Origin of the sequence: Acidovorax sp. LjRoot118 (assembly GCF_964253575.1) — a bacterium.
GTDB lineage: Bacteria > Pseudomonadota > Gammaproteobacteria > Burkholderiales > Burkholderiaceae_C > Acidovorax.
Genome location: NZ_CAXURB020000001.1, coordinates 6,285,651 through 6,309,269, shown reverse-complemented (window position 1 = coordinate 6,309,269; position 23,619 = coordinate 6,285,651). Strand labels below are relative to the sequence as shown.

Annotated in this window: 21 protein-coding genes; 5 read left to right on the top strand and 16 right to left on the bottom strand. The window is 69.3% G+C overall.

Annotated features, from left to right (window positions below):
- Positions 1-6 precede the first annotated feature (6 nt).
- Positions 7-927: a LysR family transcriptional regulator gene (locus tag ACSQ9E_RS29680; protein ID WP_057266977.1), complete on the bottom strand. Its 921-nt coding sequence runs from the start codon at positions 925-927 to the stop codon at positions 7-9.
- A 199-nt stretch (positions 928-1,126) separates the two neighbouring features.
- Between ACSQ9E_RS29680 and ACSQ9E_RS29675 the strand changes: the two genes are divergently transcribed.
- The 3 genes from ACSQ9E_RS29675 to ACSQ9E_RS29665 are packed head-to-tail and all read left to right on the top strand — an operon-like array spanning position 1,127 to position 4,381.
- Positions 1,127-2,221 carry a 4-oxalomesaconate tautomerase gene (locus ACSQ9E_RS29675; RefSeq protein ID WP_436219923.1) on the top strand — a complete coding sequence of 365 codons (1,095 nt, stop codon included), beginning with the start codon at positions 1,127-1,129 and terminating at the stop codon, positions 2,219-2,221.
- A 45-nt stretch (positions 2,222-2,266) separates the two neighbouring features.
- Positions 2,267-3,259, top strand: coding sequence for a Bug family tripartite tricarboxylate transporter substrate binding protein (locus ACSQ9E_RS29670; RefSeq protein WP_436219922.1), 993 nt, complete (start codon positions 2,267-2,269; stop codon positions 3,257-3,259).
- Between the two features lie 36 nt (positions 3,260-3,295).
- On the top strand, positions 3,296-4,381 hold the full coding sequence (locus ACSQ9E_RS29665; protein WP_057200565.1) for a porin: 1,086 nt from the start codon (positions 3,296-3,298) through the stop codon (positions 4,379-4,381).
- A gap of 8 nt (positions 4,382-4,389) precedes the next feature.
- Here the strand turns inward: ACSQ9E_RS29665 and ACSQ9E_RS29660 are convergent, their stop codons facing one another.
- The 5 genes from ACSQ9E_RS29660 to ACSQ9E_RS29640 form a co-directional block, all read right to left on the bottom strand.
- Positions 4,390-5,223, bottom strand: coding sequence for an SDR family NAD(P)-dependent oxidoreductase (locus tag ACSQ9E_RS29660; RefSeq protein ID WP_436219921.1), 834 nt, complete (start codon positions 5,221-5,223; stop codon positions 4,390-4,392).
- On the bottom strand, positions 5,220-5,951 hold the full coding sequence (locus tag ACSQ9E_RS29655) for an SDR family NAD(P)-dependent oxidoreductase (RefSeq protein WP_436219920.1): 732 nt from the start codon (positions 5,949-5,951) through the stop codon (positions 5,220-5,222). Before ACSQ9E_RS29655 ends, ACSQ9E_RS29660 begins: the two co-directional genes overlap by 4 nt.
- Complete coding sequence (locus ACSQ9E_RS29650; protein ID WP_436176155.1) at positions 5,948-6,733, bottom strand: citryl-CoA lyase; 786 nt, start codon at positions 6,731-6,733, stop codon at positions 5,948-5,950. Before ACSQ9E_RS29650 ends, ACSQ9E_RS29655 begins: the two co-directional genes overlap by 4 nt.
- 13 nt (positions 6,734-6,746) lie before the next feature.
- Positions 6,747-8,261: a class I adenylate-forming enzyme family protein gene (locus tag ACSQ9E_RS29645; protein WP_436219919.1), complete on the bottom strand. Its 1,515-nt coding sequence runs from the start codon at positions 8,259-8,261 to the stop codon at positions 6,747-6,749.
- 154 nt (positions 8,262-8,415) lie between these two features.
- Positions 8,416-9,420: a tripartite tricarboxylate transporter substrate binding protein gene (locus ACSQ9E_RS29640; RefSeq protein WP_428003067.1), complete on the bottom strand. Its 1,005-nt coding sequence runs from the start codon at positions 9,418-9,420 to the stop codon at positions 8,416-8,418.
- A gap of 102 nt (positions 9,421-9,522) precedes the next feature.
- Here ACSQ9E_RS29640 and ACSQ9E_RS29635 point away from each other — a divergent pair, with 102 nt between their 5' ends.
- Entirely contained in the window at positions 9,523-10,350 is an 828-nt protein-coding gene (locus ACSQ9E_RS29635; protein WP_436219918.1) for an IclR family transcriptional regulator, read from the top strand.
- Between the two features lie 21 nt (positions 10,351-10,371).
- Here ACSQ9E_RS29635 and bufB read toward each other — a convergent pair whose 3' ends face one another.
- From bufB to ACSQ9E_RS29615, 4 genes are all read right to left on the bottom strand, one after another.
- Positions 10,372-12,072 (bottom strand): MNIO family bufferin maturase, encoded by a 1,701-nt coding sequence (gene bufB, locus ACSQ9E_RS29630; protein ID WP_436176159.1) that lies wholly within the window; start codon positions 12,070-12,072, stop codon positions 10,372-10,374.
- Between the two features lie 147 nt (positions 12,073-12,219).
- Positions 12,220-12,513, bottom strand: coding sequence for a BufA2 family periplasmic bufferin-type metallophore (bufA2, locus tag ACSQ9E_RS29625; RefSeq protein WP_007850748.1), 294 nt, complete (start codon positions 12,511-12,513; stop codon positions 12,220-12,222).
- 133 nt (positions 12,514-12,646) lie between these two features.
- A complete protein-coding gene (locus ACSQ9E_RS29620) occupies positions 12,647-13,132 on the bottom strand; it encodes an NUDIX hydrolase (RefSeq protein WP_428003064.1) in 486 nt (161 codons plus the stop codon).
- A gap of 85 nt (positions 13,133-13,217) precedes the next feature.
- Complete coding sequence (locus ACSQ9E_RS29615; RefSeq protein WP_057200559.1) at positions 13,218-13,754, bottom strand: GNAT family N-acetyltransferase; 537 nt, start codon at positions 13,752-13,754, stop codon at positions 13,218-13,220.
- Between the two features lie 148 nt (positions 13,755-13,902).
- Here ACSQ9E_RS29615 and ACSQ9E_RS29610 point away from each other — a divergent pair, with 148 nt between their 5' ends.
- Positions 13,903-14,298, top strand: a complete 396-nt coding sequence (locus tag ACSQ9E_RS29610) for a nuclear transport factor 2 family protein (protein WP_436219917.1) — start codon at positions 13,903-13,905, stop codon at positions 14,296-14,298.
- A 3-nt stretch (positions 14,299-14,301) separates the two neighbouring features.
- On the opposite strand, the gene ACSQ9E_RS29605 is transcribed toward ACSQ9E_RS29610, so the two are convergent.
- The 6 genes from ACSQ9E_RS29605 to ACSQ9E_RS29580 form a co-directional block, all read right to left on the bottom strand.
- Positions 14,302-15,006, bottom strand: a complete 705-nt coding sequence (locus ACSQ9E_RS29605) for a riboflavin synthase subunit alpha (RefSeq protein ID WP_179682865.1) — start codon at positions 15,004-15,006, stop codon at positions 14,302-14,304.
- Between the two features lie 116 nt (positions 15,007-15,122).
- The gene (locus tag ACSQ9E_RS29600) at positions 15,123-16,481 is read right to left on the bottom strand and encodes an esterase-like activity of phytase family protein (protein WP_436176162.1); all 1,359 of its coding nucleotides are present in this window, start codon (positions 16,479-16,481) and stop codon (positions 15,123-15,125) included.
- A gap of 87 nt (positions 16,482-16,568) precedes the next feature.
- Complete coding sequence (locus tag ACSQ9E_RS29595; protein WP_428003060.1) at positions 16,569-17,066, bottom strand: L,D-transpeptidase family protein; 498 nt, start codon at positions 17,064-17,066, stop codon at positions 16,569-16,571.
- Between the two features lie 11 nt (positions 17,067-17,077).
- Entirely contained in the window at positions 17,078-18,793 is a 1,716-nt protein-coding gene (locus ACSQ9E_RS29590; RefSeq protein ID WP_436219916.1) for an NAD(P)-binding protein, read from the bottom strand.
- Between the two features lie 48 nt (positions 18,794-18,841).
- The gene (locus ACSQ9E_RS29585; protein ID WP_436219915.1) at positions 18,842-19,837 is read right to left on the bottom strand and encodes a response regulator; all 996 of its coding nucleotides are present in this window, start codon (positions 19,835-19,837) and stop codon (positions 18,842-18,844) included.
- Positions 19,834-23,619: a PAS domain S-box protein gene (locus ACSQ9E_RS29580; protein ID WP_436219914.1), complete on the bottom strand. Its 3,786-nt coding sequence runs from the start codon at positions 23,617-23,619 to the stop codon at positions 19,834-19,836. The genes ACSQ9E_RS29585 and ACSQ9E_RS29580 overlap by 4 nt, the downstream gene beginning before the upstream one ends.

Sequence of the window (23,619 nt, the reverse complement as noted above, 5' to 3'; positions counted from 1 at the left end):
TATTTTTTATGCTGCGGGCACGCTGCGCGGGCGCGAAGAACGCGTAGCCTCCAGCAGGTCATACAGCTGCTGGGCCGCCGGCGACAGGGAGCGCCCGCGGCGTTTGATGAGCCCCATCTGCCGCGTGACCACCGGGTCGACCAGGGGAATGCTGACCAGCGTGGGGTGGTCCTTGCCCGGCATGGCCAGGCGCGGCACGGCCGCCACGCCCAGCCCCGCCTCGACCAGGCCGAGCAGGGTGGTCACATGCTTGGCCTCGTACAGGCACTGCGGGCGATCGGGCACGTTGGCCAGCGCCAGGTCCATCAGCAGGCGGTTGCCCGAGGTCTTGCCCACCGACATGAAGTCGTGCTGGCCCAGCTCCGCCCAGGTGACCTTTTTGCGCCGGGCCAGCACATGGTCGCGCCGGCAGGCGGCTACAAAGCGCTCGGCCAGCACGGGCTTGAACTCGATCTCGGCCTCCTGGCTGCCGATGAAATTCAGGCCAAAGTCCGCATCGCCCTGCGCCACGGCCACCAGCACCTCGTTGGCGCTGGCGTCGTACACCTTGACCCGGATTTTCGGAAACCGCTCGTGGTAACGCTTGACCACCTGCGGCAAAAAGTAATACACGGCCGAGGGCACACAGGCAATGGTCACCTCGCCCATGCGCCGCGCCGCCACGTCGCCCAGGCCCATGAGCATGCCGTCGAGGTCGTCGAGCCACAGCCGCGTCTTGCGTGCGAAATCGCGGCCCACGGCCGTAAGCGTCACGCGGCGCGTGGTGCGGTCGAGCAGGCGCACGCCCAGCGCCTCTTCGAGCTTGTCGATGCGGCGGCTGAAGGCCGGTTGCGACAGGTGGATGGATTCGGCCGCAGCGCGAAAGCTGTGCAGCTCGGCCACCGCGGCAAAGGCCTGGATGTCGGCAAGGTCGAACTTGTTGTGCATGGCATGTCCTGGCAGGAACGATAGTGGGAGGCAAGGGGGCGCATGGCGTTGCGCGCCGTGCATCAATGCTTCGCAGAGTTGCAATTTACAGGCCCCATTTCAGCACGTAAAAGCGCCTGGCATCTATTGCTTGGCATGCATCAATCGTTGCCAACAATGCAATTCACAAACAAACCGGAGAGCCGCACCATGCAGACCCATGAGCTACAACCTTCCTTGCGTTCTGATGCGCGGCGGCACCTCCAGGGGCCCCTTCTTCCTGGCCGACTGGCTGCCGCAAGACCCGGCAGAGCGTGACCGCACGTTGATCGCGGCCCTGGGTTCGCCCCACGAGCTGCAGATCGACGGCCTGGGCGGCGGCAACTCGCTGACCAGCAAGGTGGCCATCGTCTCGCGCTCGTCGCATCCGGGCTGCGACGTGGACTACCTGTTCGCCCAGGTCAGCGTGGACGAGGCCCGCGTGGACACGCGGCCCAACTGCGGCAACATGCTGGCCGGCGTGGGGCCCTTCGCCATCGAGCAGGGCCTGGTGCCCGCCAGCCGCACCGGCGAGGTGACGCGGGTGCGGGTCTACAACGTCAACACCCGCTCACGCATCGACGTGCAGGTGCAGACCCGCGGCGGCCGCGTGCACTACGAGGGCGACGTGCACATCGACGGCGTGCAGGGCACGGCCGCCCCGGTGCTGATGAACTTCCTCGACGCCTGGGGCGCCGTCACGGGCCAGATCTTCCCGACCGGGCAGCGCATCGACACCATCTACGGCCTGCCGGTGACCTGCATCGACGCCGCCCAGGTGATGGTGCTGGTGCGCGCGGCCGACCTGGGCCTGCGCGGCGACGAGAGCCCGGCAGAGCTCGATGCCGACACCGCCCTGCTCGCCCGGCTCGAAGCCCTTCGCTGCGAGGCCGGGTTGCGCATGGGCATGGGCGACGTCTCGGGCAGCGTGCTGCCCAAGCCGGTGATCGTCTCCGACGGCCCTGCGCCCGGCAGCATCGTCTCGCGCTACTTCACGCCCCGGCGCTGCCACCGCTCGCACGCCGTGACCGGCGCCATCGGCGTGGCTGCGGCCATGGTGCTGCCCGGCACCGTGGCCAGCGACGCGCGCAGCGCGCCCAGCGCCGGCACGCGCCGCGTGGAGGTTCTGCACCCGGCCGGCCGCATCCATGTGGACGTCGAGCTGGCCCTGGTGGACGGCCATTGCACGCTGGTGCAGGCCGCCCTGGTGCGTACCGCCCGAAAGATCCTGGAGGGCACGCTGTTCGTGGCGCAGCACCCTGCCGAACACCTCTGATTTCCTTTCCCAACCATCCATAACGACCTGACCGGAGACAAGACCATGAACCACCGCAAACCCCCATCCACATTGCGCCGCACGCTGGCCGCCGCGCTGGCCTTCGCCACGCTGGCAGGTGCACCTCTGGCGGCACACGCAGCCTTCCCGGAGCGCTCCATCACCCTGGTCGTGCCCACGGCCGCCGGGGGCGGCAACGACGGCATGGCGCGCGTGGTGGCGCAAAAGATGTCGCAGCTGCTGGGCCAATCGGTGATCGTCGAAAACAAGGCCGGCGCCAACGGCGCCATTGCCGCCGAGTACGTGGCGCGCGCCACGCCCGACGGCCACACCATCCTGTTTGGCTACATCGGCACGCACGGCATGAGCCCGGCGCTGCAGAAGCTGCGCTACGACCCCGTCACCCAGTTCGAGCCCATCGGCATGGTCTGCTACTCGCCCACGCTGATGGTGGTCAACCCCAAGGTGCCGGCGAAGACGGTGGCCGAGTTCGTGGCGCTGACCAAAGCCCATCCGACCTCCTACAACTACGCATCGGCCGGCAATGGCACGGCGCCGCATTTCTCGGCCGAGATGTTCAAGCTCGAGAGCGGCGCGCAGATGGCGCATGTGCCCTACCGGGGATCGGCCCCGGCGATGAACGACACCATGGCCAACCAGACGCAGGTGATGTTCCCCAGCCTGTTCTCGGCCTCCTCGCATGTGAAGAACGGCAAGCTGCGCGCCCTCGCGCTGGCCGGCCCCAAGCGCTCCTCGCTGATGCCCGACGTACCCACGCTCGAAGAGGCGGGCATCAAGGGCGTGGAGATCACGCAGTGGTACGCACTGTTCGCCCCCGGCAAGACACCGAAGGCTGTGGTGGACCAGCTCAACAAGGCCCTCAACACCGCCTTGGCCGACAAGGACGTGGTGCAGCGCATCGAAGAACAAGGCGCCGTGGTGGACAGCAGCACGCCCGAGGCCCTGGCTCTGACCGTGCGCCAGGAGCTGGCCAAGTGGCGCGGCGTAGTGCAGAAGGCCCAGTTGACGGCGGATTGATCCCGCCCACAAGAACATTCCATCCGAGGAGACAGCATGAAGAAGACAAACGGCGCCATCTGCGCCCTGCTGGCCTGCGCGCCGGCGTTCGCCCAGACCGCATCGACCAGCCCATCCGCCGGCAGCCTCACGCTCTACGGCGTGGTGGACCTGGGCTTGCGCCACGCCAGCGGGCTCACGGCCGCCAACGCCCCCGCACCGGGCTCGCACCACAGCCTGGGCAGCGGCATCCACACCACCAGCCGCTGGGGCGTGCGCGGCAGCGAAGACCTGGGCGGTGGTGCCCGTGCGCTGTTCAACCTGGAAAGCGGCCTCAACGCCGATACCGGTGCGCCCGCTAACAGCGCCAAATACTTCGACCGCGCCTCGTGGGTGGGCCTGCAGGCGGGCTGGGCCACCGTGGCGCTCGGCCGCCAGACCACGCTGCTGGCCGATGCGATCTCGCCCGTGGACCCGCTGTCCATGCGCTTCGCCAGCTTCAACCCCAACATCGGCGTGACAGCGCTGAGCCAGCACGGCCTGGGAATCGAGTACGGCAGCGCGGGCGCCAATACCGGCTCCTACCGGCTGGACAATGCGGTCAAGCTCACCGGCCGCTTTGGCGGCCTCACGGCGCGGGCCATGCTGGGGGTGGGCGAGGTGGCATCGCAATCGTCGGCCCTGTCCTCGCACGGCCTGGGCCTGGCGTATGCGGATGGCGGCTTCACCGTGTCCGGCGCCTGGCAGACCTTCAAGGACGCCAACCTGCGACCGCTCGATGCGGCCACGCTGGGCGCTGCGTACCAGTGGGGCAGCGTGCGCCTGGCCGCGAACGCCGGGCGCAGCAAGGCGAAGACCGGTGCGGCCACGCACACCGAACAGCGCGTGCTCTCGGCGGGCGCCACCTGGGCGGCGCTACCGCTGCTGGACCTGACCGCCACCTACTACAAGATCGACCGCACACGCACCGCCGCAGCAGACGATGGCTACGGCCGCATGGTGGCCTTCGCCGAATACAAACTGTCGCGCCGCACGCGGGTCTACGCCGAACTGGACCACACGCGATGGCGCAACGGCTTCCAGGGTGCAGCCAACAAGCGCGTGGCCACCGGTGTTTCCGCCGGGGTCATGCACAGCTTCTGAGCCAGGCCCTACACGAACTTGCCCATGATGCCGCCGTCCACCACCAGTTCGGTGCCGGTCACGTAGGCCGATGCATCGCTGGCGAGGAAAGCGCAAGCGTGGGCCACGTCCCAGGCCGTGCCCATGCGGCCCATGGGCACCTGGCGGGCACGCGCGGCGCGCGCCTCGTCCAGGCTGGTGTCCGAGAACATCCTGGCCACCGTGGTCGCGATGCGCGGCGTGTCGATCAGGCCCGGCACCACGGTGTTGGCGCGCACCCCCTGGCCCGCATACTGCTGCGCGATCATGCGCGTGAAGTGCGTGACCGCGGCCTTGGTGACCCCATAGGCCAGGTGCGGGTAGCCCAGGTAGCGCATGCCCGCGATGGACGAGATGGTGATGATGGAGCCACGCCCGCGCTCCACCATGCTGGGCAGCACCTCCTGGCAGGCCAGCAGAAGGCTGCCCACATTCACGCCGTGGATGCGGTCGAAGTCCTCGGCGCTGGTCTCCAGCGGGCCGCCGGTCTTGCCGATGCCCACGTTGTGGTGCAGCACGTCGATGGCGCCGCCGAAGCGCTCGCGCGCCTCGGCGAACAGGCGCTTGACGTCCGCTGCCACGGCCACGTCGCCCACGAAGGTGGCGGCCGTGCCGCCCTCGGCGTGGATCAGCGCCGTGGTCTCTTCGGCCGATGCTGCGTCGCGGTCGGCCACGCAGACGCTGGCGCCCAGGCGCGCGTAGGTCACGCAAGACGCCCGGCCGATGCTCCAGCCCGGGCCGGCCGAGCCGCCACCGGCCACGAAGACCACGCGGCCAGACAGGTCCAGCGGCAGGGCGGGTGGCATATTCTTCGGCGCGCTCATGGTGCCAGCCCCACGGTCATGCCGCCGCACACGTAGACCACCTGGCCGGTGGTGAAGCCCGCGCGCGCATCGAGCAGCGATGCCACGAGGTGCGCCACCTCGTCGGGCTGCCCCATGCGGCGCACGGGAATGTTGTCCAGGATGCGCTGGGTAGCCGGTGCACCGGGCGGGTTCACGCGTTCGAAGAGTTCGGTGGCAATCGGCCCGGGGCCGATGGCGTTGGCGGTGATGCCGTCGGCGCCCAGCTCCAGCGCCAGGGTGCGCGTGAAGCCGTGCACCGCTGCCTTGCTGGCCGAGTAGGCGATGCGCTCGCCCTTGCCCAACGCTGCGCGGCTCGATATGTTGACGATGCGCCCGAAGCGCGCCGCGCGCATGGCGGGCAGCAGCGCCTGCACGCACGCCATGGACGCCGCCAGGTTGACGGCCATCACGGCCTGCAGGTCGGCACTGGTGGTCGCATCGATGCCGGCCGGGCGCACGATGCCTGCGTTGTTCACCAGGCGGGTGATGGGCCGCGCGGCCACGGTGCGGGCCAGCGCGTCGCGCAGGGCGGCCTCGTCGGCCAGGTCCACCTGCACGAAGGTCTCGCACTGTGCAATGGCCTCGGGCGCGGCGATGTCGAAGTTCACGACATGCAGGCCATCGGCCATCAACCGCGTGGCCACGGCGCGGCCGATGCCGCGGCTGGCGCCGGTGACGAGCACCGTGCCTTCCTGGCCGCCGCTCATGCCTGGCCGTCCTTGCCGCCGACGAAGGGAATCGCGTGCTCGATGGTGTCCCAGATGAAGCGGCCCGAGGGGCTGTTCTGCTCCTCGACGATGTGCGCCACCAGCCCGGCCGCGCGCGAGATAACGGCGAAGCCGCGCATCACCGCGGCAGGCACGCCGATCTCGCCCAGCAGCGCGGCCACGGCCCCCGTGGCGTTGATGGTGATAGGGCGCCCCGCCACCTCGTCGACGGCCTGGGACAGGGTCTCCAGTGCACGGATCTTGTCGCCCTTCAGTTCGGCCTCGGCGCGGCCCATCTCCAGCAGCTTGTAGGCGCGCGGATCCACCGGCTTATGCAGGTGGTGACCGAAGCCCGGAACCGGGGATTTGAGGCCCTTGTAGTGGCGCGCGATGGCCAGGGCCTCGGCAGCAGGGTCGGCTGCGGCCGCGATGCGGTCGAGCAGGCCGGCGCAGTTCTCCATGGTGCCCACGAAGGAGCTGCCCACCGCCAACAGGCCGGCCGACACGGCGCCCTGCAGGTTCTCGGGCGCGCTCATGTAGATCAGCCGCGTGGCGATGGCGCTGGGTGTGAGGCCGTGCTCCATGAGCACGATGAGCACCACGTCGGTAATGCGCAGGTCCACGCCACGCGGCGCGCGGCCCAGGATCTGCATGAGCATCACCTCGGTGAAGGTCTTCTTGCCCATCAGGTCCTCCACCAGGTTCGCATCGCGGTAATGCAGGCTGGTGAGGGTGTGGGTGCACAGGCGGGTGACGGGGGTCTTGGCAGATGGGGCGGTCATGGGGTGGGTTCCTTCAGGCAGTAGGGGCGAGGGCCAGGGCCGCATCGCGCACGGCGGACTTGAGCACCTTGCCCACGGGCGAACGCGGCAGGCTGTCGTGAAAATGGATGTGCTTGGGCGTCTGCACCGGCCCCAGGCGCTCGCGCACGAAGGCGATCAGCTCGGCCTCGCTGGCCTGCTGGCCGGGGCGCAGCTGCACGGCGGCCTGCACGGTCTCGCCCCACTTGTCGTCGGGCAGGCCGAACACGGTGCATTCGTGCACGGCCGGGTGCTGGCCCAGGGCGTTCTCCACGTCCACCGGGTAGACGTTGAAGCCGCCGGTGATCACCATGTCCTTGAGCCGGTCCTTGAGGTAGAGGTAGCCGCGCCCGTCGATGAGCCCGCGGTCGCCGGTGTGCAGCCAGCCGTCCACCAGGGTTTCGGCGGTCTTCTCGGGCAGGCGCCAGTAGCCGGTCATCAGCAGGTCGCCGCGCGCCACCACCTCGCCCACCTCGCCCGTGGGCAGCAGGCGGCCGTCGGGCGCCATGATAGCCACGTCGCTGAACCAGGTGGTGCGGCCCACGGCCGCCCAGTTGTGCGGGTCCTCGAAGTCTTCGGGACGCATGACGGTGAGGATCTGCGGCGCCTCGGTCTGGCCATAGGTCGTGCCCAGCACCGGGCCGAAGAAGTCGCGCACCTGGCGGATCTTCTCGGGCGGCATGGGTGCGCCGCCGTAGATGAGCCGGCGCAGGCGCGGAAAGTCTGCGCGCGAAGCGCCCGGCAGCGCCATCAGCATGTAGACCAGCGTGGGCGGCATGAAGCACACCGTGCCGCCGCGCTCGCGGAAGGCCGCGCGCACCGCCTCGGCACCCGCGCCGCCCAGCACCACGTGGCAGCCGCCCTGCGCCAGGATGGGCAGCAGGTAGGTGGAGGTGCCGTGCGTGATGGGCGCGGCCACGATGTAGCGCTCGTGCTCGTCGAAGCCCCAGGCGTGGATCTGGTTGCTGATGTTGGCCATCCACGCGCGATAGGGCTGCATCACGCCCTTGGGTGCGCCGGTGGTGCCGCCCGTGAACTTGATGGCCTGGGTGGCGTCGTCCGGCAGGTCTAGCGCCGGCCGCTGCGCGCCGGCATACGCCTGGGCCAGGCCCGCGAGCGTGGCCGCGCTGGTGGTGTCGCCACCCGCCAACACCCGGGCGCCCGGTGCGCCTTCGAGCAGGTCGGCGCAGGCCGCGTCGAGCACCAAGATGGAGGGCTCGGTCGCGTCGACGATACGCCGGATCTCGGGCCGGGTGCTCTTGGGGTTGAGCGGCACCCAGACCTTGCCGCAGGCCAGCACGGCCAGCAGCGCAGCGATGTGGTCGGCGCTGTTGCCCGCGCAGATGCCCACGCGGCTTTGCGGCAAAGGATCGAGTGCGGTGAGACCCGCAGCGAGGGCCGCCACGCGCGCGGCCAGCGCGTCGTAGCGGATGGCGCCCTCGGGAGCATCAATGGCGATGCGGTCGGGCCAGCGCTGGGCGGCGCGCCAGAAGAAGTCGATGGGGAACATGGAGGGCAGGTATTCCTGGGTTGAGATTCGATGAAGAGCGTCACAAGCGGCGGGCAAAGCCCAGCGAAGCGGTCCTGGCTAGGCGTTCCGTCGCAGGCTGTACGGTCAGTACGACAAGACGGAACAACGACGCCAGGAGGACTTTTCCCGTCGCCTACTCCGCGGTGGCGCCGGAGGCCTTGACGACTTCACGCCAGCGCTTGATCTCGGCGGCGGCAAAGCTGCGCATCTTGTCGGGCGTGCCGGAATCGGGCGTAGCGGCCAGCTCCTGCAGGCGGTTGCGCACCTCCGGCAGGGCCAGCACCTTGTTGAGGGCGGTGTTGAGCTGCTCGACCACGGGGCGCGGGGTGCCCGCAGGCGCGGCCAGCGCGAACCACGACTGCACGTCGAAGCCCGCGTAGCCCGACTCGGCCAGCGTGGGCACGTCCGGCAGCAGGGGCGAGCGCTGGGCGCTGGTGATGGCAATGGCGCGCAGCTTGCCGGCCTGCACATGCGGCAGGGCCGAGGGCGTGTTGTCGAACATCGAGTCCACCTGGCCGCCAAGCAGGTCGGTGACGGCCGGGGCGCTGCCGCGGTAGGGCACGTGCAGCATCTTGAGCTGGGACTGCATCTTGAACATCTCGCCCGAGAGGTGGATGGACGAGCCGCTGCCCGAGGACGCGAAGGTGATGCCGTCCTTGGACTCCTTGGCGTAGCGCACGTAGTCGGCCAGATTCTTCACCGGCAGCTTGGGGTTGACCACCAGGATGTTGGGGATCTTGGCGATCATGCCGATGGGCTCGAAGTCCTTGACCGGGTCGTAGCCCAGCTTGGGGTACAGCGAGGCGTTGATGGTGTTGGCGATGGTGTAGACGTACAGCGTGTACCCGTCGGCCGGCGCGCGTGCCACGTTCTCGGCGCCCACGTTGCTGTTGGCGCCCGCGCGGTTGTCCACCACCACGGGCTGGCCAAGCTGGTCGCCGAGCTTGATGGCGACCAGGCGCGCGATGACATCGGTGGCGCCGCCGGCCGCATAGCCCACGACGAGCTTCACGGGCTTGGCAGGCCAGTGGGTGGTCTGTGCCTGCAGGGGCAGTGCGGCGGTGCAGGCGATGGCAGCGGCGGCCAAAGCCAGAAGACGCCGGCGCGGCGCGGTGGTGGCAGGGGTGTGCGAGGTCATGTCTTGTCTCCTGGTGGTTCTGAAAATCCCGTCTTGGCGCCCCGGCGGCGTGGCTCTGCGGCACACTGCATGCTGGTTGCATCGACGGACAAATTCTTTCCCATGCCTTCCCGACCCGCGAATCGAAACGTCCGTCTGCCGGACGTTTCATCCACCACCTTGCCCTCGCCAGACGCTGCGGAGGACCCCGGCAGCCGCACGCTGCGCCGGGGCCTGCAGGTGCTCGACGCCGTGCTCGCCAGCGGCCGCGAGGGCTTGCGCGTGATCGACCTGTGCCGCGCTGTGGGGCTGGAGCGCGCCACCGTCTACCGCCTGCTGGCCACGCTGCTGGAGGGCGGCCATGTGGCCCGGCGCGGGCGTTTTCGCTACGTGGCCGGGCCCCGCATGGCCGCCATGGCCGCGCCCGCCGCCCTGCCCAACATGGCCATGCGTTTGGCACCCGTGCTGGAGCGCGTGAGCCGGGCCTGCGGCGATGCGGCCTTCGCCATCGTGCGCGAGGGCGCCGCATCGCACTGCATCGCACGCCATGTGGGCACGCACCCGGTGCAGATCCTGGTGATCCAGGTGGGCACGCGCCAGCCCCTGGGCGTGGGTGCGGCCGGCCTGGCTCTGCTGGCGGCGCTGCCCGACGAGGAGGTGGCCACCTGCATAGAGGCCAATGCACAGGCCTTGCCGCACTATGGCGGCATGACGCCCGAGCGCCTCGCGATCCTGGTGCGCGCCACACGCGAGCGCGGTTGGTCGGTGGTGGGCAACCACGCCACCCAGGGCGTGCTGGCCGCGGGCATGGCCGTGCGCAATGCCGATGGCGCACCGGTGGCCGCCATCAGCGTCGCATCGACGCTGGACCGCATGCCGCGCGAGCGCCAACAACTGATTGCCCGCTGGATGCGCGAGGCGCTGGCCGCGCTGCTGCCCAACGGGGTGTGACCTGGCACCGGCCAGGGAGTCTCAGCCTGCGCTCGCGCGCTCCTCAACGGGCGCCTCGGCGCAGTGGCTGCCGCGTGCCGCATCCAGGCCAACCAGGCCCTCCCGCAACAAGCCTGCCAGCCACTGTGCGAGCAGTTCCGTGCCCGGCATCGCCCCCAGCGCCTGCAGGCGGTCGCAGGCCTGCTCCACCGAGGCCCCCGCCTGCAGCAGGTGGATGAAGACCGCCTCCTGGGCGCCCAGCGAGCGAAAGTGCGGCTGGTGGCCCTTGCGCCACACCAGCAAGGTGACAGGCGCTGGCAGCGCCACCGCCTCGGGCACGTCTTCGTCGGCGTGGATGGCATTCCACAGCGCGACGGCGTTGGTGGCCAGCGTGCGCAGCAATGCACTGGGGTGCAGCACCCCTGCGCGTGCCAGCCAGGGGCCGGCGAAAGGAGCCGTGGCCGCGTCCAGTGCCGGCACGTCCGCCCCGTCGAAGCGCGTGCGCAGGTCCCAGTCGAGCTGGGCCAGTTCGTGCAGCTCGGGGTTGTCGGGGTAGAGCGTGCGCAGGGTGCCGACAAAGCCCTCGCCATAGCGGTTGAGGCTGCGCGCCGTAGGCGGGTGCGCCACGGCATGCTGGCGCGCGTGGTCTTCGAACGTATCCGAGCCCAGGTAGAGCCAGGTCTTGGCGTAGGTGTCGGCCAGCACCTCGGCCAGCCGCGCGCGGTAGGCATGGTGGTAGATGCCCAGGCGCCCCGCGAACGGTGCCTCGGCGTCCAGGGCCTGCATGGGCTCGGCCAGGATGCGGTCCGCCAGGTCCCGCTGCAACGCCTGCAGCTGGGGTGCGAAGGACAGCGGAGAGAACGGCCAGGGTTCTGCGACCGGTGCTGCGGCCGCAGCCCCGGCCGGCGGCACATGGACCGCAGCCACGGAGCGGGCCATCGCCATTTCATCGAGCAGCTCGGCCAGCGGCGGAATGTGGTCGTCGCGCTCGACCATGGTCGCCACGGCGCCGAAACGCTCGCAGGCCCGCGCATACAGGTCCCACACGGGCTGGGCCACGGGGTGGTCGTGCGTATCGATGATGTGGTCACCCTGGTCCGAATGGCCGGCCAGGTGGATCTGCTGTACGCGGTGCGCGGGCAGCGCATCAAGGTAGGTGAGCGGGTCGAAGCCGTGGTTCACGCTGCTCACGTAGATATTGTTCACATCGACCAGCAGCAGGCAGTCGGCCTCCTGCGCGATGTGGGCCAGGAACTGCCATTCGCTTGCGCTGTCGCCGGCATAGCGGATGTAGCTGGAGACGTTCTCCAGCACCAGCCGGCGGCCCAGAACGTCCTGCGCGCGGCGGACCTGCGCGATCACATGGCGCGCCGAGGCATCGGTATAGGGCAGCGGGTACAGGTCGTGCAGTTGCTGCTGCGGCCCGGGGCCGATCCAGCACAGGTGGTCCGATACCCACAGCGGCTCGATGCGCTCGGCCAGCGCCTTCACTTGGCGCAGGTAGGCAATGTCCACGCCCTGCGCCGCACCGATGGACATGGCCACGCCGTGCATGGCCATGGGGTAGTCGCGGCGCAGCGTGTCGAGCACCGCCAGCGGCTTGCCGCCCTCGATGAGGTAGTTGTCGGTGATGATCTCCAGCCAATCCAGCGGCTGCGGGCCGGCCAGAAAATCCGCGTAGTGGGCGGTGCGCAGGCCCAGGCCGAAGCCGGTGCCGCGCGCGGCGATGGGGTCGTGTGCCATGGCTGATAGGTTGATGCTTCGTGCGCTCTGCTACGCCCAAGGCCAATGAAACTGTCACGGCCCAGGCCAATGCCGCCGTGCAAGGGCCGCCCCGCCGCAGGGGCGGCGTCCCCCTTCAAGGGGGAAGGCGCGAAGCGACTCAGGGGGTCAACCTTTGATATCGCCGATGGTGCCCTTTTCGCTCAGGCACTGGGCAGCGGTCTTGGCCTTGAAGCCGTGGCCCTTGCAGGCATTCTGGCCCTTGCAGCTGTGCTCGGCGGTGGAGCAGTCGCTGTTGCCCTTGCAGTCGTGCACGTTGTAGCAGTGCACCTTGTCGTTGGCAGCGACAGCCCCGCCCTTGGAGCCCTTGGGGGCGTCGGCGGCAAAGGCGCCGGAGGACAGGGCCAGCAGGGCTGCGGCCAGGGCGAGGGAAGCGGCGGATGGGTTCGAGGTGGACAGCATGGTGGAAGACTCCGTAAAGGTGAGGGAGGGTCGAAACAGGGGTTTCAGATCGCACGGCGCCGTGCTCTCTGCCTGTTACTTCGCTCCATCCAACCTGCGGGTTACATGCGATCCCACAAATATTTGCGGCGAGTCAGCCCGAGGTCTGGGTCACCGAGATGTCGGTGTGTACCAGCGACACCGGGTAGCGCTGGCCGGCCAAGTAGTCGGCCAGGCACTGCAGCAGCAACGGGCTGCGGTGGCGCTCGGGGCAGGCGCGGATTTCGTCGGCCGTCATCCACACGGTGCGCACGATGCCTTCGTCCAGCGTGCGCCAGGCGTGGTGCGTGCCCAGCGTGCCGGCAAAGGCAAAACGCAGGTAGGTCAGGTCGTCGCCCGTGCGCGTCTTGGTGAAACGGTTGAGGTACACACCGATCAGGTGCGTGGGCTCGAAATCGTGCGCAGTTTCTTCGAGCACCTCGCGCGCGCAGGCGCTGGGGGGCGACTCACCGGGGTCCAGGTGGCCGGCTGGGTTGTTCAGCTTGAGGCCATCGGTGGTTTCTTCCTCCACCAGCAGGAAGCGGCCATCGCGTTCGATCACGGCAGCCACGGTGACATTGGGTTTCCAGCGGTTCGGCATGCCAGCCATTATGACCACGGCCTGCGACAGATGCCCGGCCCGTGGCGCCGTTCAAACAAGCCCAATGGCGTACGCAAGGCGCTGGCTAGGGAGCCAGCGTTCGCACCATGTACACGGCCCCCTCGCCGTAGCTTGCCAGCCGCTCACGCTGCTGTGCATCGGCCAGCGGCTGCACGGCGTAGCCATGGTGCTCCCAGTAGCCCTGCGAGCCCTGCACCGAGACCAGGGCGGTGTACCGCAGCCCCCATGCCGCGCCCTGCGCCCACAGCGGCGCAAGCAGCGTCTGCGCCAGGCCCTGGCCTGCGCAGGCCGGCAGCACCGCCATGTCGTGCAGGTACAGGGTGTCGGGTGCGCCGGGCGGGCCCTCGAAGTCGCCGTGCAGCGGCGTGACCTTGCCCTGCACCGAGCGGTAGGCCGCCAGGTAGGCGCAGACCTGGCCGGCGCGTTCGAGCACCAGCGAGCAGTTGACCGGGCTGGCGAGCCGGCGCGCAAACACCTCGCCGCTTTCGACAAAGCCCGCGCCATAGCAGGCCAGCTGCACCTGCAGCAGACCGGGCAGGTCGTGCAGCTGCAGAGCGCGCGGCGCACCAGGAGAAGAAGAGGAAGCGGTGGAGTTCAGCATGCAGGCGCCGCATTATCCCTGGCACATGACCTGCCAGGTCATCGACGCCGGCAGGGCAGCCGCGAAGAATGGCTTGCGTCGGATGCCTGCCTGCATCCGCCACCCTTTGTTTTTATTCCGTTCGTTCAACTTCTCTGGAGCAGCCACCATGAACACCGTCGAATCCCCTGTCCTGAACGCCGCCACTTCGGCCTCCGGCATCGCCGCACGTTACCTGAGCGCGTGGAACGCCACCGACAGCAGCGAGCGGGATCGCCTGGTGCGCGAGGCCTTCAGCAGCGAGGTGCACTACCTCGACCCGATGATGGAAGGCAGGGGCCATGACGGCATGGCGGCCCTGATCGCGGGCGCGCAGCAGCGTTTTGCCGGTTACCGCTTCGCGCTGCTGGGCACGCCCGACGGGCACCACAGCGTGGTGCGCTTTTCCTGGGCGCTCGCGGCCCCGGGGGCCGAACCCGTGGCGCGTGGCACCGACGTGGCCGAGGTGGACGCCGACGGGCGCCTGCGCCGTGTCACCGGCTTTCTCGACTACGTCGCGGGCTGAGCTTCAGTGCGGGAGCACGGGGGGTTGCACGAAGTCTTCAAGGGACAGGCCCTTTTCCTTGAGCAGGGCTTCGAGCACGGGCTGCAGCCGGCCCAGGCTTTCCTGCACCGCTTCGCGCACCGTGTCCACCACCACCTGGGTGCTGCGCTCGATCTCGATGTTCAGGCGGTCGCCAGCCTTCTTGCCCTCGAACACCGTGGCACGGCGGGTCTCGGGGATCAGCCAGACCTCGAACCAGCCTTCGGCGCGGTTCACCTCGGCCACCGTGAGGCTGGCACCATGGATGGCGATGTAGCCCTTGGCGAACACATACCTGCGGAACTCGGGCGGCACGGCCACGCGCCACACCAGGTTGTTGTCGAACTCGCGCACGCTGGCCAGCGTGCCCGAAAAATCGATGTGACCCGACAGCGGGTGGCCGCCGATCTCGGCACCGTCCTTGGCAGCGCGCTCCACATTCACGCGGTCGCCCTGGCCGTAGCTTCCCAGCGTGGTGATGTTCAGGCTCTGCTGCATCACGTCGAAGTTGGCCTGTGTGGGCGAGAGGATCTCGGTCACCGTGAGGCACACGCCATCGGTGGAAACACTGGCACCAATGGCCAGGTCCTGGCAGAAGCCCTCGGGGAAATCGAGCGTGAAGGTGCGCAGGCCTGCGCGGTCATGGATGGCGGCAATGCCTGCCGTGGCTTGAACGATGCCTGTGAACATGGTGGCGCGGCTTTCAGGATGTGGCCGCCGATTTTGCCACCCGGCCTCGCACCGTGCTGCCCGCCATACAAAAGGGCTGCCTTCGGGGCAGCCCTTTTGCACAGGGAGCGTGGTGCTTACTTCGCGCGCAGCAGTTCGCCCACATCCAACAGCACGAGCTCGTTGTCATCGGCCTTGTTCGGTTCGCGGCTGGAGCTGAAGGGCAGGTTGTTGTCGTTGCCGACCACGATGTGCGTGCCATCCACCACGTCCACGTTCTCGATGGTGAAGAAGGGGAAGGTGAGCACGCCGTTGTTCAACGGCTTCTTCGCCAGGCGTTTCGGGTCCTGGATGGACATCAGGTCGATGTAGCCAACCTTGCGCAGCGGGCCACCGACGTTGGCGTCGGTCAACTCAATCTTGTAGACGCGTTTGAATTTTGCCAGGTCGTGGAAGCAGTCCGTGCGCTTCTGTCCTTCGGGGCAGGCCTTGTCGGCCGTGCCTTCGCCGTTGTCGCGCTCGATGATGAGGCCAGTGGTGCCGTCGATCATGTTGAAGTCGCCGATGGCATGGTGGTTGGCTTCGAGCACGTACTTCCAGTGGCGGCCGGTCCACTGCTCGGCCTTCACGTCGAACTCCAGCACGCGCAGATACTGCTTGCCATCCACGGCCTCGTAGGCCTTACCGGCCTCGTTCCACAGCGGGCCTTCGAGCAGGGCGTAGAGCTTGCTGCCGTCCTTGGACGAGGCCATGCCTTCATAGCCTTTGGAGCGCTTGACCTCGAAGGCAGGGGCCTTGGCGTCGGGCGCGCCGGCCGTGGTGATGGCCGGGTGGTCGGGCGAGCGCACGAGCTTGCCGTCCACCTGCGTTTCGAACACGGCGAGCACGCGGCCCGAAAGGTCGGCCTTGATCAGATAGGGCCCGAACTCCTCGCCGATCCACAGTGCGCCACCGGCGAACTGGAAGCTCTCGGGATCGAAGTCCGCGCCCGTGAGGTAGCGCTTGTCCGTGCCTTCGTGGGTGATGCGAAACGGCACCTTCTTATCCGGGTCGTGCAGGAACACGGTGGCCAGGCGGTTGAACTGGCCGGCCTTGAAGTCCACGCTGTAGTGGCTCAGGTGCAGCATGAAATCGGGCGAATTGGCCTTGGCGCCGGCGCCGTTGTCCGTGAGGATCCAGAACGAGCCGTCGGCCATGCGCTTGATGCCCGAGTGGCCCTGCAGCGGCTGGCCCGCGAACGGCAGCGAGATGCCGGTAGGGCGGCCACCCGAGAGGCCTTCGACCGAGCCCAGCGCCTCCACGCGCTTGCCCGTGGTGAACTTGCCGCTGGTCTGCAGGTCCTGCGGCGCGTCCTTGGGCGCTGGCACCAGGCTCATGGCGGGCATCACGGCATGGCCGGCCAGCGTGGCGGGGTACGCCTGCTGGGCCTGGGCCGTGGTGGAAGCGGCGGCGCACGCCAGCAGGGCGCAGGCGGCGAGGGTGGAGAGTCGGGACATGGTCACTCGCTGCAAATGTAAGTAAAGCGGCGACGATGCCCGGTCCGCGTGACGGGCCCGTGACATCGGCCCACACGGCGGCAGCCCCTAGCCTTCGATGTACACCGCAGTCCCTACCACCACCCGGTCGAACAGGTCCGCCACATCGGCATTGGCCATGCGCACGCAACCGTGCGACGCCGGCGCGCCCAGGGGCGTGCCGTCCGGGCAGCCGTGGATGTAGATGTACCTGCGCAGCGTGTCCACCGCGCCACCGCGGTTGACGCCCTGCTCGCAGCCCGCGAGCCACAGGATGCGGCACAGGATCCAGTCGCGCCCCGGGTGCTGCAGGGCCAGTTCGGGGGTGAAGACTTCGCCCGTGGGCCGGCGCCCCACGAAGACGGTGGCGGTATCGCAGCCCGCGCCCACCTTGGCGCGCACGCGGTGCAGGCCGCGCGGCGTGCAGCCGCTGCCGTTCAACTCACCCACGCCCTGCAGCGCGGTGGAGACGGCATAGCTGCGCACCAGCGCATCGCCCGCGTACAGATGCAGCTGCTGGCGCGGTACGCTGAGATGCACCTCGACTTCGAGCGCCGTGCCTGCCATGCCAGTGCCGTTCAGCCGGCTGCCACCAGCCCGGCCATGTGGCCGCGCGTGAAGGCTTCCTCGAACACCGAATACCCCGACCAGTCGCTGTGGGCGAACGCCAGGCGCGCCGTGGCCGGCGTAGGCAGCACGGCCACGCGCTCGCCGCTGGCCAGGCGCACGCGCTTGTCGGGCGCGCGGTAACGGCCCGGCTGGTGCAGCCAGCCCAGCAGCCCCGGCGTGGGGATGGACATGGCGTGCCCATAGCGCGTGACGTCCACGCGCGTGGCGCGCTGGGCCAGGTCGGGGTGCGGGCCGGCCAGTGACTGCATGGCCGCCTGCGCCCAGTGGGCCCAGGGCTGGGTGGCCAGTTGCTGGCGGCCATCGGGCAGATCGCCCAGGGCCTGGTAGTAGGTGAGCACCGTGGGCCCCGGGCGCGGGTCCAGGCGCTGGTGGCCGGCGTCCACATAGCCCAGGCCACCGGGGTTGGCATCGGCATACAGCACGTTGTCCCAGGCGGGCGCGGCGCCTGCGCGGTCGGTCAACGGCGCATCGATGTGGATGTTGGCCACCAGCCACGGCGCCCAGGACAGGCGCTGCGCTGTTTCGGTGAGAAAGGCCGGCGGGTTGCGCACCACGCGTGCAGCCAGGAACAGGGGCAGCGCCACCACGCAGCGCGGCGCCTGCCAGCGCTCGACATTGCCCGAGGCATGGTTGAGCGCCTCCACCTCCACGCCATGGCGCCCCTCGGTGATGCGCAGCACGCTGGTGCCCGTGGCCAGTTGCCCGCCTTCGCGCAGCGGCACCGCCAGGCGCTGCGTGAGCCAGCCATTGCCCTCGGGCCAGGTGAGCACGCCCTCGCGGTCATCGGTGCCTGCGTCGCCCGGCGCATGGAAGCCATGGCGGCTGGCGAAGTAGTGGATGCCGGCCCAGGCCGATACGCGCGCCATGCCCGCACCGTAGTCGTCGCGGCAGCAGTAGTCCAGGTACCAGCGCAGGTGTGCATCGTCCAGCCCCTCCTGCGTGAGCCAGGCGCCGAAACTCAGGGCGTCGAGCGCCTGGTGCGTGGGCGACAGCGGCCGCTTGCCGTTGAAGGCCTTGAGCATGGGCATGGTGAAGCGCGCCGCCTTGGACAAGGCATCCACCCGCTCCGAGAACCGGCGGTACTGGGCCAGCGTGGCCTCGTTCACGCCCTGCACCGGCAGCAGGCCCTCCTGCCATTCACCCTCGAAGTAAAGGCGCTCCTGCGGGCTATGGCACAGGTGGCGCTCGTCGTAACGCCAGCGCCCAGCCACGCGCTGGCGCAGGCCCAGTTCTTCGAGCAGGTCCTGCACCTCGCCCGCGTCGTCGCCGGGCACGGGCAGGTAGTGCGCGCCCATGGGGCAGGCGATGCCGCCGACCACACCGCCGCGGCTGTTGCCGCCAGGCTGGTCTTCGAGCTCCAGCAGCGCAAAGTCCTCCACCCCGGCCAGGCGCAGCGCGCGCGCCGCGGCCAGCCCTGCCACGCCGCCGCCGGCGATGATGACCTGCGCACGCCGCACCACGGAAGGCTCGGGCAGGCGGCCCTTTTGCAGCAACTCGCGCAGCGCATGGCCGCGCTCCATGTCGATGCCGGCAAAGCCACCATCGAGTGTGCGCGGCACCTTGTCGCAACCCTGCAGCAGTCCGCCTGAGGCGAACAGGGCGCCAGCCTGTAGCAGCTGCCTGCGGCGTGGTGAGGGCGGAGAAGAGGGGGGCGCAAGGGACATGGGGCCGTACTCTACGTCACCCGCAAGCCAGTCCCCGGCAACGGGGGGTCAATCTTTCCAGCGCGCCTGGATCTCCAGCAGCCGGGGCAGCTGCGCGATGAACACCTCCACCATCCCAGGGTCGAAGTGCTTGCCCGCCTGGGCGCGCAGGTGGGCCAGGGTGTCCTCGATGCTCCAGGGCTCCTTGTAGGGCCGGCGCGCCGTCAGTGCATCGAACACGTCTGCCAGGGCGACGATGCGCGACTCCACCGGGATCGCCTCGCCTGCCAGGCCCTGCGGGTAGCCACTGCCGTCCCACTTCTCGTGGTGCGTGAGCGCAATGGAGTGGGCCAGGCGCAGCAAGCCTGCGGGGTGCTCGCCGATGATCTCGGCACCGATCTGCGGATGGCGGCGCATGGTGTCCCACTCGCCGGCATCGAGCGGGCCGGGCTTGCGCAGCACGGCATCGGGGATACCGATCTTGCCCACATCGTGCATGGGCGCGGCATTGAGCAGGTCTTCGGCCCAGGCGGGCGAGTGGCCCAGCGCCAGCGCCAACACATGGGCGAAGTGGCTCATGCGGATGACGTGCATGCCGGTCTCGTTGTCCTTGTACTCGGCGGCGCGGCCCAGGCGCTGCACGATCTGCAGCCGCGTTTCGCGCAGTTCCTCGGTGCGCACCAGCGACAGGTGCGTGCGCACGCGGGCGCGCACCACGGGGGCGCTCACGGGCTTGGTGATGTAGTCCACGCCGCCCACGTCGAAGCCACGCGCCTCGTCCTGCGCTTCGGTGAGCGCGGTGACGAAGATCACCGGTATGTTCGCGGTGGCGCGGTCGGCCTTGAGGGCCTGGCACACGCCGTAGCCGTCCATCTGCGGCATCATCACGTCGAGCAGCACCAGGTCGGGCCGCTGCTGCTGGGCGATCTGCAGCGCGCGCGCCCCGTCGGTGGCGAACAGCAGGCGAAAGTCCTCCTGCAGGATGTGGCGCAGCACCTGCAGATTGGTGGGTTCGTCGTCCACCAGCAGCAGTCGCGGGCGGTGGTCTTCCTGCACGGGGGTCATGCCATCTCCTGGGGGGGCGTGGGCGCCTGCAGATGCGCACGCAAGGCCAGCAGGCAGGCCCGCGCCTCGTCAAAATCGAAGCGATCCAGCGCCTCCTGCAGGCTGTTGAGACTGACGGCCGACAGCTCGCCCTCCAGCACCGCCAACGGAGCATCGGCCAGCTCCCCTTGCACCAGGGCGGCGACCAGGGCATCGATGGCGGCGATGACACGGCTGCGCTCGGCGGGCGGCAGCGGCACCGGTGAGGAGGCCGTGCCCTGCAACTGGGCGTCAGGGGCCTGCGGATTGAGCAGGGCGACGCGCACCGCATCGAGCGCGGTGGCCAGGGCCAGCAGCGCTGCCTGCACTGGAGCGGCATCGCGCGCGCGGGCCGCGTGCTCGATCTGCCCGGCGAGCTGCTGCACCACGGGCAGCGCCAGGTTGGCAGCGGCGCCACGCACGCGGTGGGCACGTGATTCCAGGCTTTCCCAATCGTCCGCCTGGTGCGCAGACAGCAGGCCCGCCAGCGCCACGCCGCTCTCCTGCATGAAGCGTTCGATGGCCTCTCGCAGGTAGCGTGCCTGGGTCCACAGCCGCACACCACGGTCCCACTCGATGGCGGCCGGCAACGGCGCCTGCGGTGGCCTCAGTGCGCGCATCCCCTGCAGCCCGTTGGGGGCCTCCAGGCTGCCAAAGGCACTGGTGACGGCAAACACCGGGTCAGCGCCATCTTCGCGCACGCCAATCACGCGCGCGATCTCGGCCATGAGCCGCACCGGCTCGACCGGCTTGCTCGCAAAGCCATCCATGCCGGCGGCACGGGCATTGCGGCGGTCCTGCTCCAGGACGCTGGCCGACAGTGCCACGATGGGCGTGGCCTTGCGCTGCCGGGCCTGCTCGAAGCTGCGCAAGTGGCGGGTGACCTCCAGCCCGTCCATGTCGGGCATCTGCAGATCCATGAGGATCACGTCGAAGCGTTCTGCCGCAAAGGCTTCCAGCGCCTGCGCGCCACTGCCTGCCGCGGTGATCTTGTGGCCGCCGCGCTGCAGCGTGATCTGCAGCAGCTCCAGGTTGGCGGGCACGTCGTCCACGGCCAGCACACGCAGGCTGGGCAAGGGCGCGCGCAGCCAGTCCCGGGCCGATGCACTGCCATCCACCGGGGCCTGGCCCGTGCGCAGCGGCAGGCGCACGGTGAAGGTGCTGCCGTGGCCCACGCGGCTTGCCACCGCGATGGCACCGCCCATGAGCTCCGCCAGCTGGCGGGCGATGGTGGTGCCCAGGCCCGTGCCGCCGTAGCGGCGCGTGGTGGAGGCATCGGCCTGCGCAAAGGGGTCGAAAATGCGTTCCACACCCGCCGCGTCGATACCGATGCCGGTGTCGGTCACTTCCAGCACCAGTTGCGCATTCACGCCCGAGACGCGCAGGGTGACACGTCCTGCGTGGGTGAACTTGATCGCATTGCCCAGCAGGTTGAGCAGCACCTGCTGGATGCGGAAGGCATCGCCCTGCCAGTGCGTGGGCACCGCGCCAGGGTAGTCGAGCACCAGCTCCAGCCCCTTCTTGGCTGCGGTGATGCGCAGCGAGGCGAGGATCTGCTCGCACAGCTCGCGCAGGCTGAAGTCGGCCACCTCCAGTTCCACCGCGCCTTTTTCGAGCTTGGCGGTGTCCAGAATGTCGTTGAGCAGGCGCAGCATGGAACGCGCCGCATGGTGCACCGTGCCCAGGTGGCGGCGCTGGGTGCTTTCGAGCGGGGTATCGAGCAGCGCCTCGGTGAAACCGATGATGGCGTTCATGGGCGTGCGGATCTCATGGCTCATGTTCGCCAGGAAGGTGCTGCGCGCCGCTGCCGCGTGCTCGGCCTGTTCCTTGGCCGCGCGCAGGTCGGTCTCCATGCGCCGGCGCACGGTGAGGTCGGTGGCAAACTTGACGATCTTGAAGGCCCGCCCCTGCGCGTCGAAGATGGGGTTGTAGGTGGCCTGGATCCAGACCTCGCGCCCGTCTCGGCCCAGGCGCAGGTATTCTCCGGCATCGAACTCGCCCTGGCCCAGGCGCGCCCAGAAGGCCTGGTAGGCCTGGCTCTCGGCGTACTCCGGCGTGCAGAAGATGCGGTGGTGCTGCCCCTCGATTTCGGCGAGCGTATAGCCCATGAGGTCCAGGAAATTCCGGTTGGCGGTGAGCACCTTGCCCATGAGGTCGAACTCGATCACCGCCTGCGACCGGCCGATGGCAGTGACCGTGCCCACGAACTCGGCGTTCTGTGCCTTGGAGGCCGTCATGTCGGTGATCACGCCATCGATCCACCGGACTTCCCCCTGCGGCCCTGCGACGCCTCGGCCCGTTTCGGACACCCAGCGGATGCCGCCATGCCGCGTGTGCAGCCGGTACTCCAGCACATAGGATTCGCCGGCGTCCAGGGCGCGCGCCACCTGCTCACCGATGCGTTCGGCATCGTCCTCGTGGATGATGCGGCCAAAGGAGATGCGGCTGTGCAGGAAGTCCTCGGCCGGCCAACCGGTCAGGGCCTCGACCGCATCGCTGATGAACAGCATGGACCAGTCGGCGTCGTACCGGCAGCGAAACGCCACGCCCGGGATGTTGCGCACCAGCGAACGCAGTTGCTCCTCGCCGCGCCGGCGCTCCTGCTCGATGGCCCGGCGCTCGGTCAGATCGGTCAGGAACCCCACGAGCACCGGCGGCCCCGGCAGGTCCACGCGGCCGACCACCAGGCGCACGGGCACCAGGGCGCCGTCCTTGCGCACCACGTGGATTTCCTTGTCCTTGCCCACCTGGCGCGCTTCGCCCCGGGACAGGTCGCGCGGCAGGTAGCTGTGCGGCGTGTTGGCATAGGCGGGGTCCACCAGCATGCGCACCGGCTGGCCCACGGCTTCCTCGGCGGTCCAGCCGAGCATCCGCTGTGCCGAGCCGTTGAAGGACCGGATGGTGCCGTCCGAATCGGCCATGATGATGGCGTCCATGGCCGTCTCCACCACGGAGCGCAGGCGCGATTCGCTCTGTTCGGATCTGCGCAGCAGCCAGCGGACCCGCAGGCCGATGTTGACGGTGGTGACCACCAGGCCCACCAGCACCGCCATCAGGGCGATGGCCAGGGCCATGTACCTGGCTTGCTCGGGTACTGGCCCCAGGAGATCGGGTCTGCCGGACACGCGCACGGCCGCGATGCTGATGTAGTGCATGCCGGCGATCGCCAGGCCCAGGACCAGGCCGCCCAGCAGCGTGCTCAGCCAGGGGCGGCGCGTCCAGGCGCGCTGCATGCCAAAACGCAGCCACAGCGCCAGGATGGCCATGCCCACCGCGAACACGAGGGAGGCCAGGAAGCCCACCACGTCGTAGCGGATCAGCGGCGCCGCATCGGATGCCGACATGCCGGCGTAGTGCATGACGCCGATTCCCACGCCCACCAAGGTACCACCCCAGGTGATGGAGCGGCGGGTGGGCTGCTCCTGGGTGAGCACGTGCAACGCGATCCACGAGGCCACGAGGCTGGGAAGAAACGACAGCGCCGTGACCCAGGGCTCGAAATGACCATTGGCGCACAGATCGAACGCCAGCATGCCCACGAAATGCATGGACCAGACGCCCCCGCCCAGCGCCACCGCACCGGAAGCCACCGTGAGGTTGCGGCGCAAGCGGTCGGGTGCGCGCAAGGCCAGCGCTGCCAGGTGCAGCGCCATGAGGGAGGAGGCGATCGCGAGCGCGACCGACAGGGCCACCAGCCAGGGGTCGTGCCCCCAAAGGTTCTGTAGATCCCGCTCTGCGCCGACAACGAAGAATCTCTCGAGCAT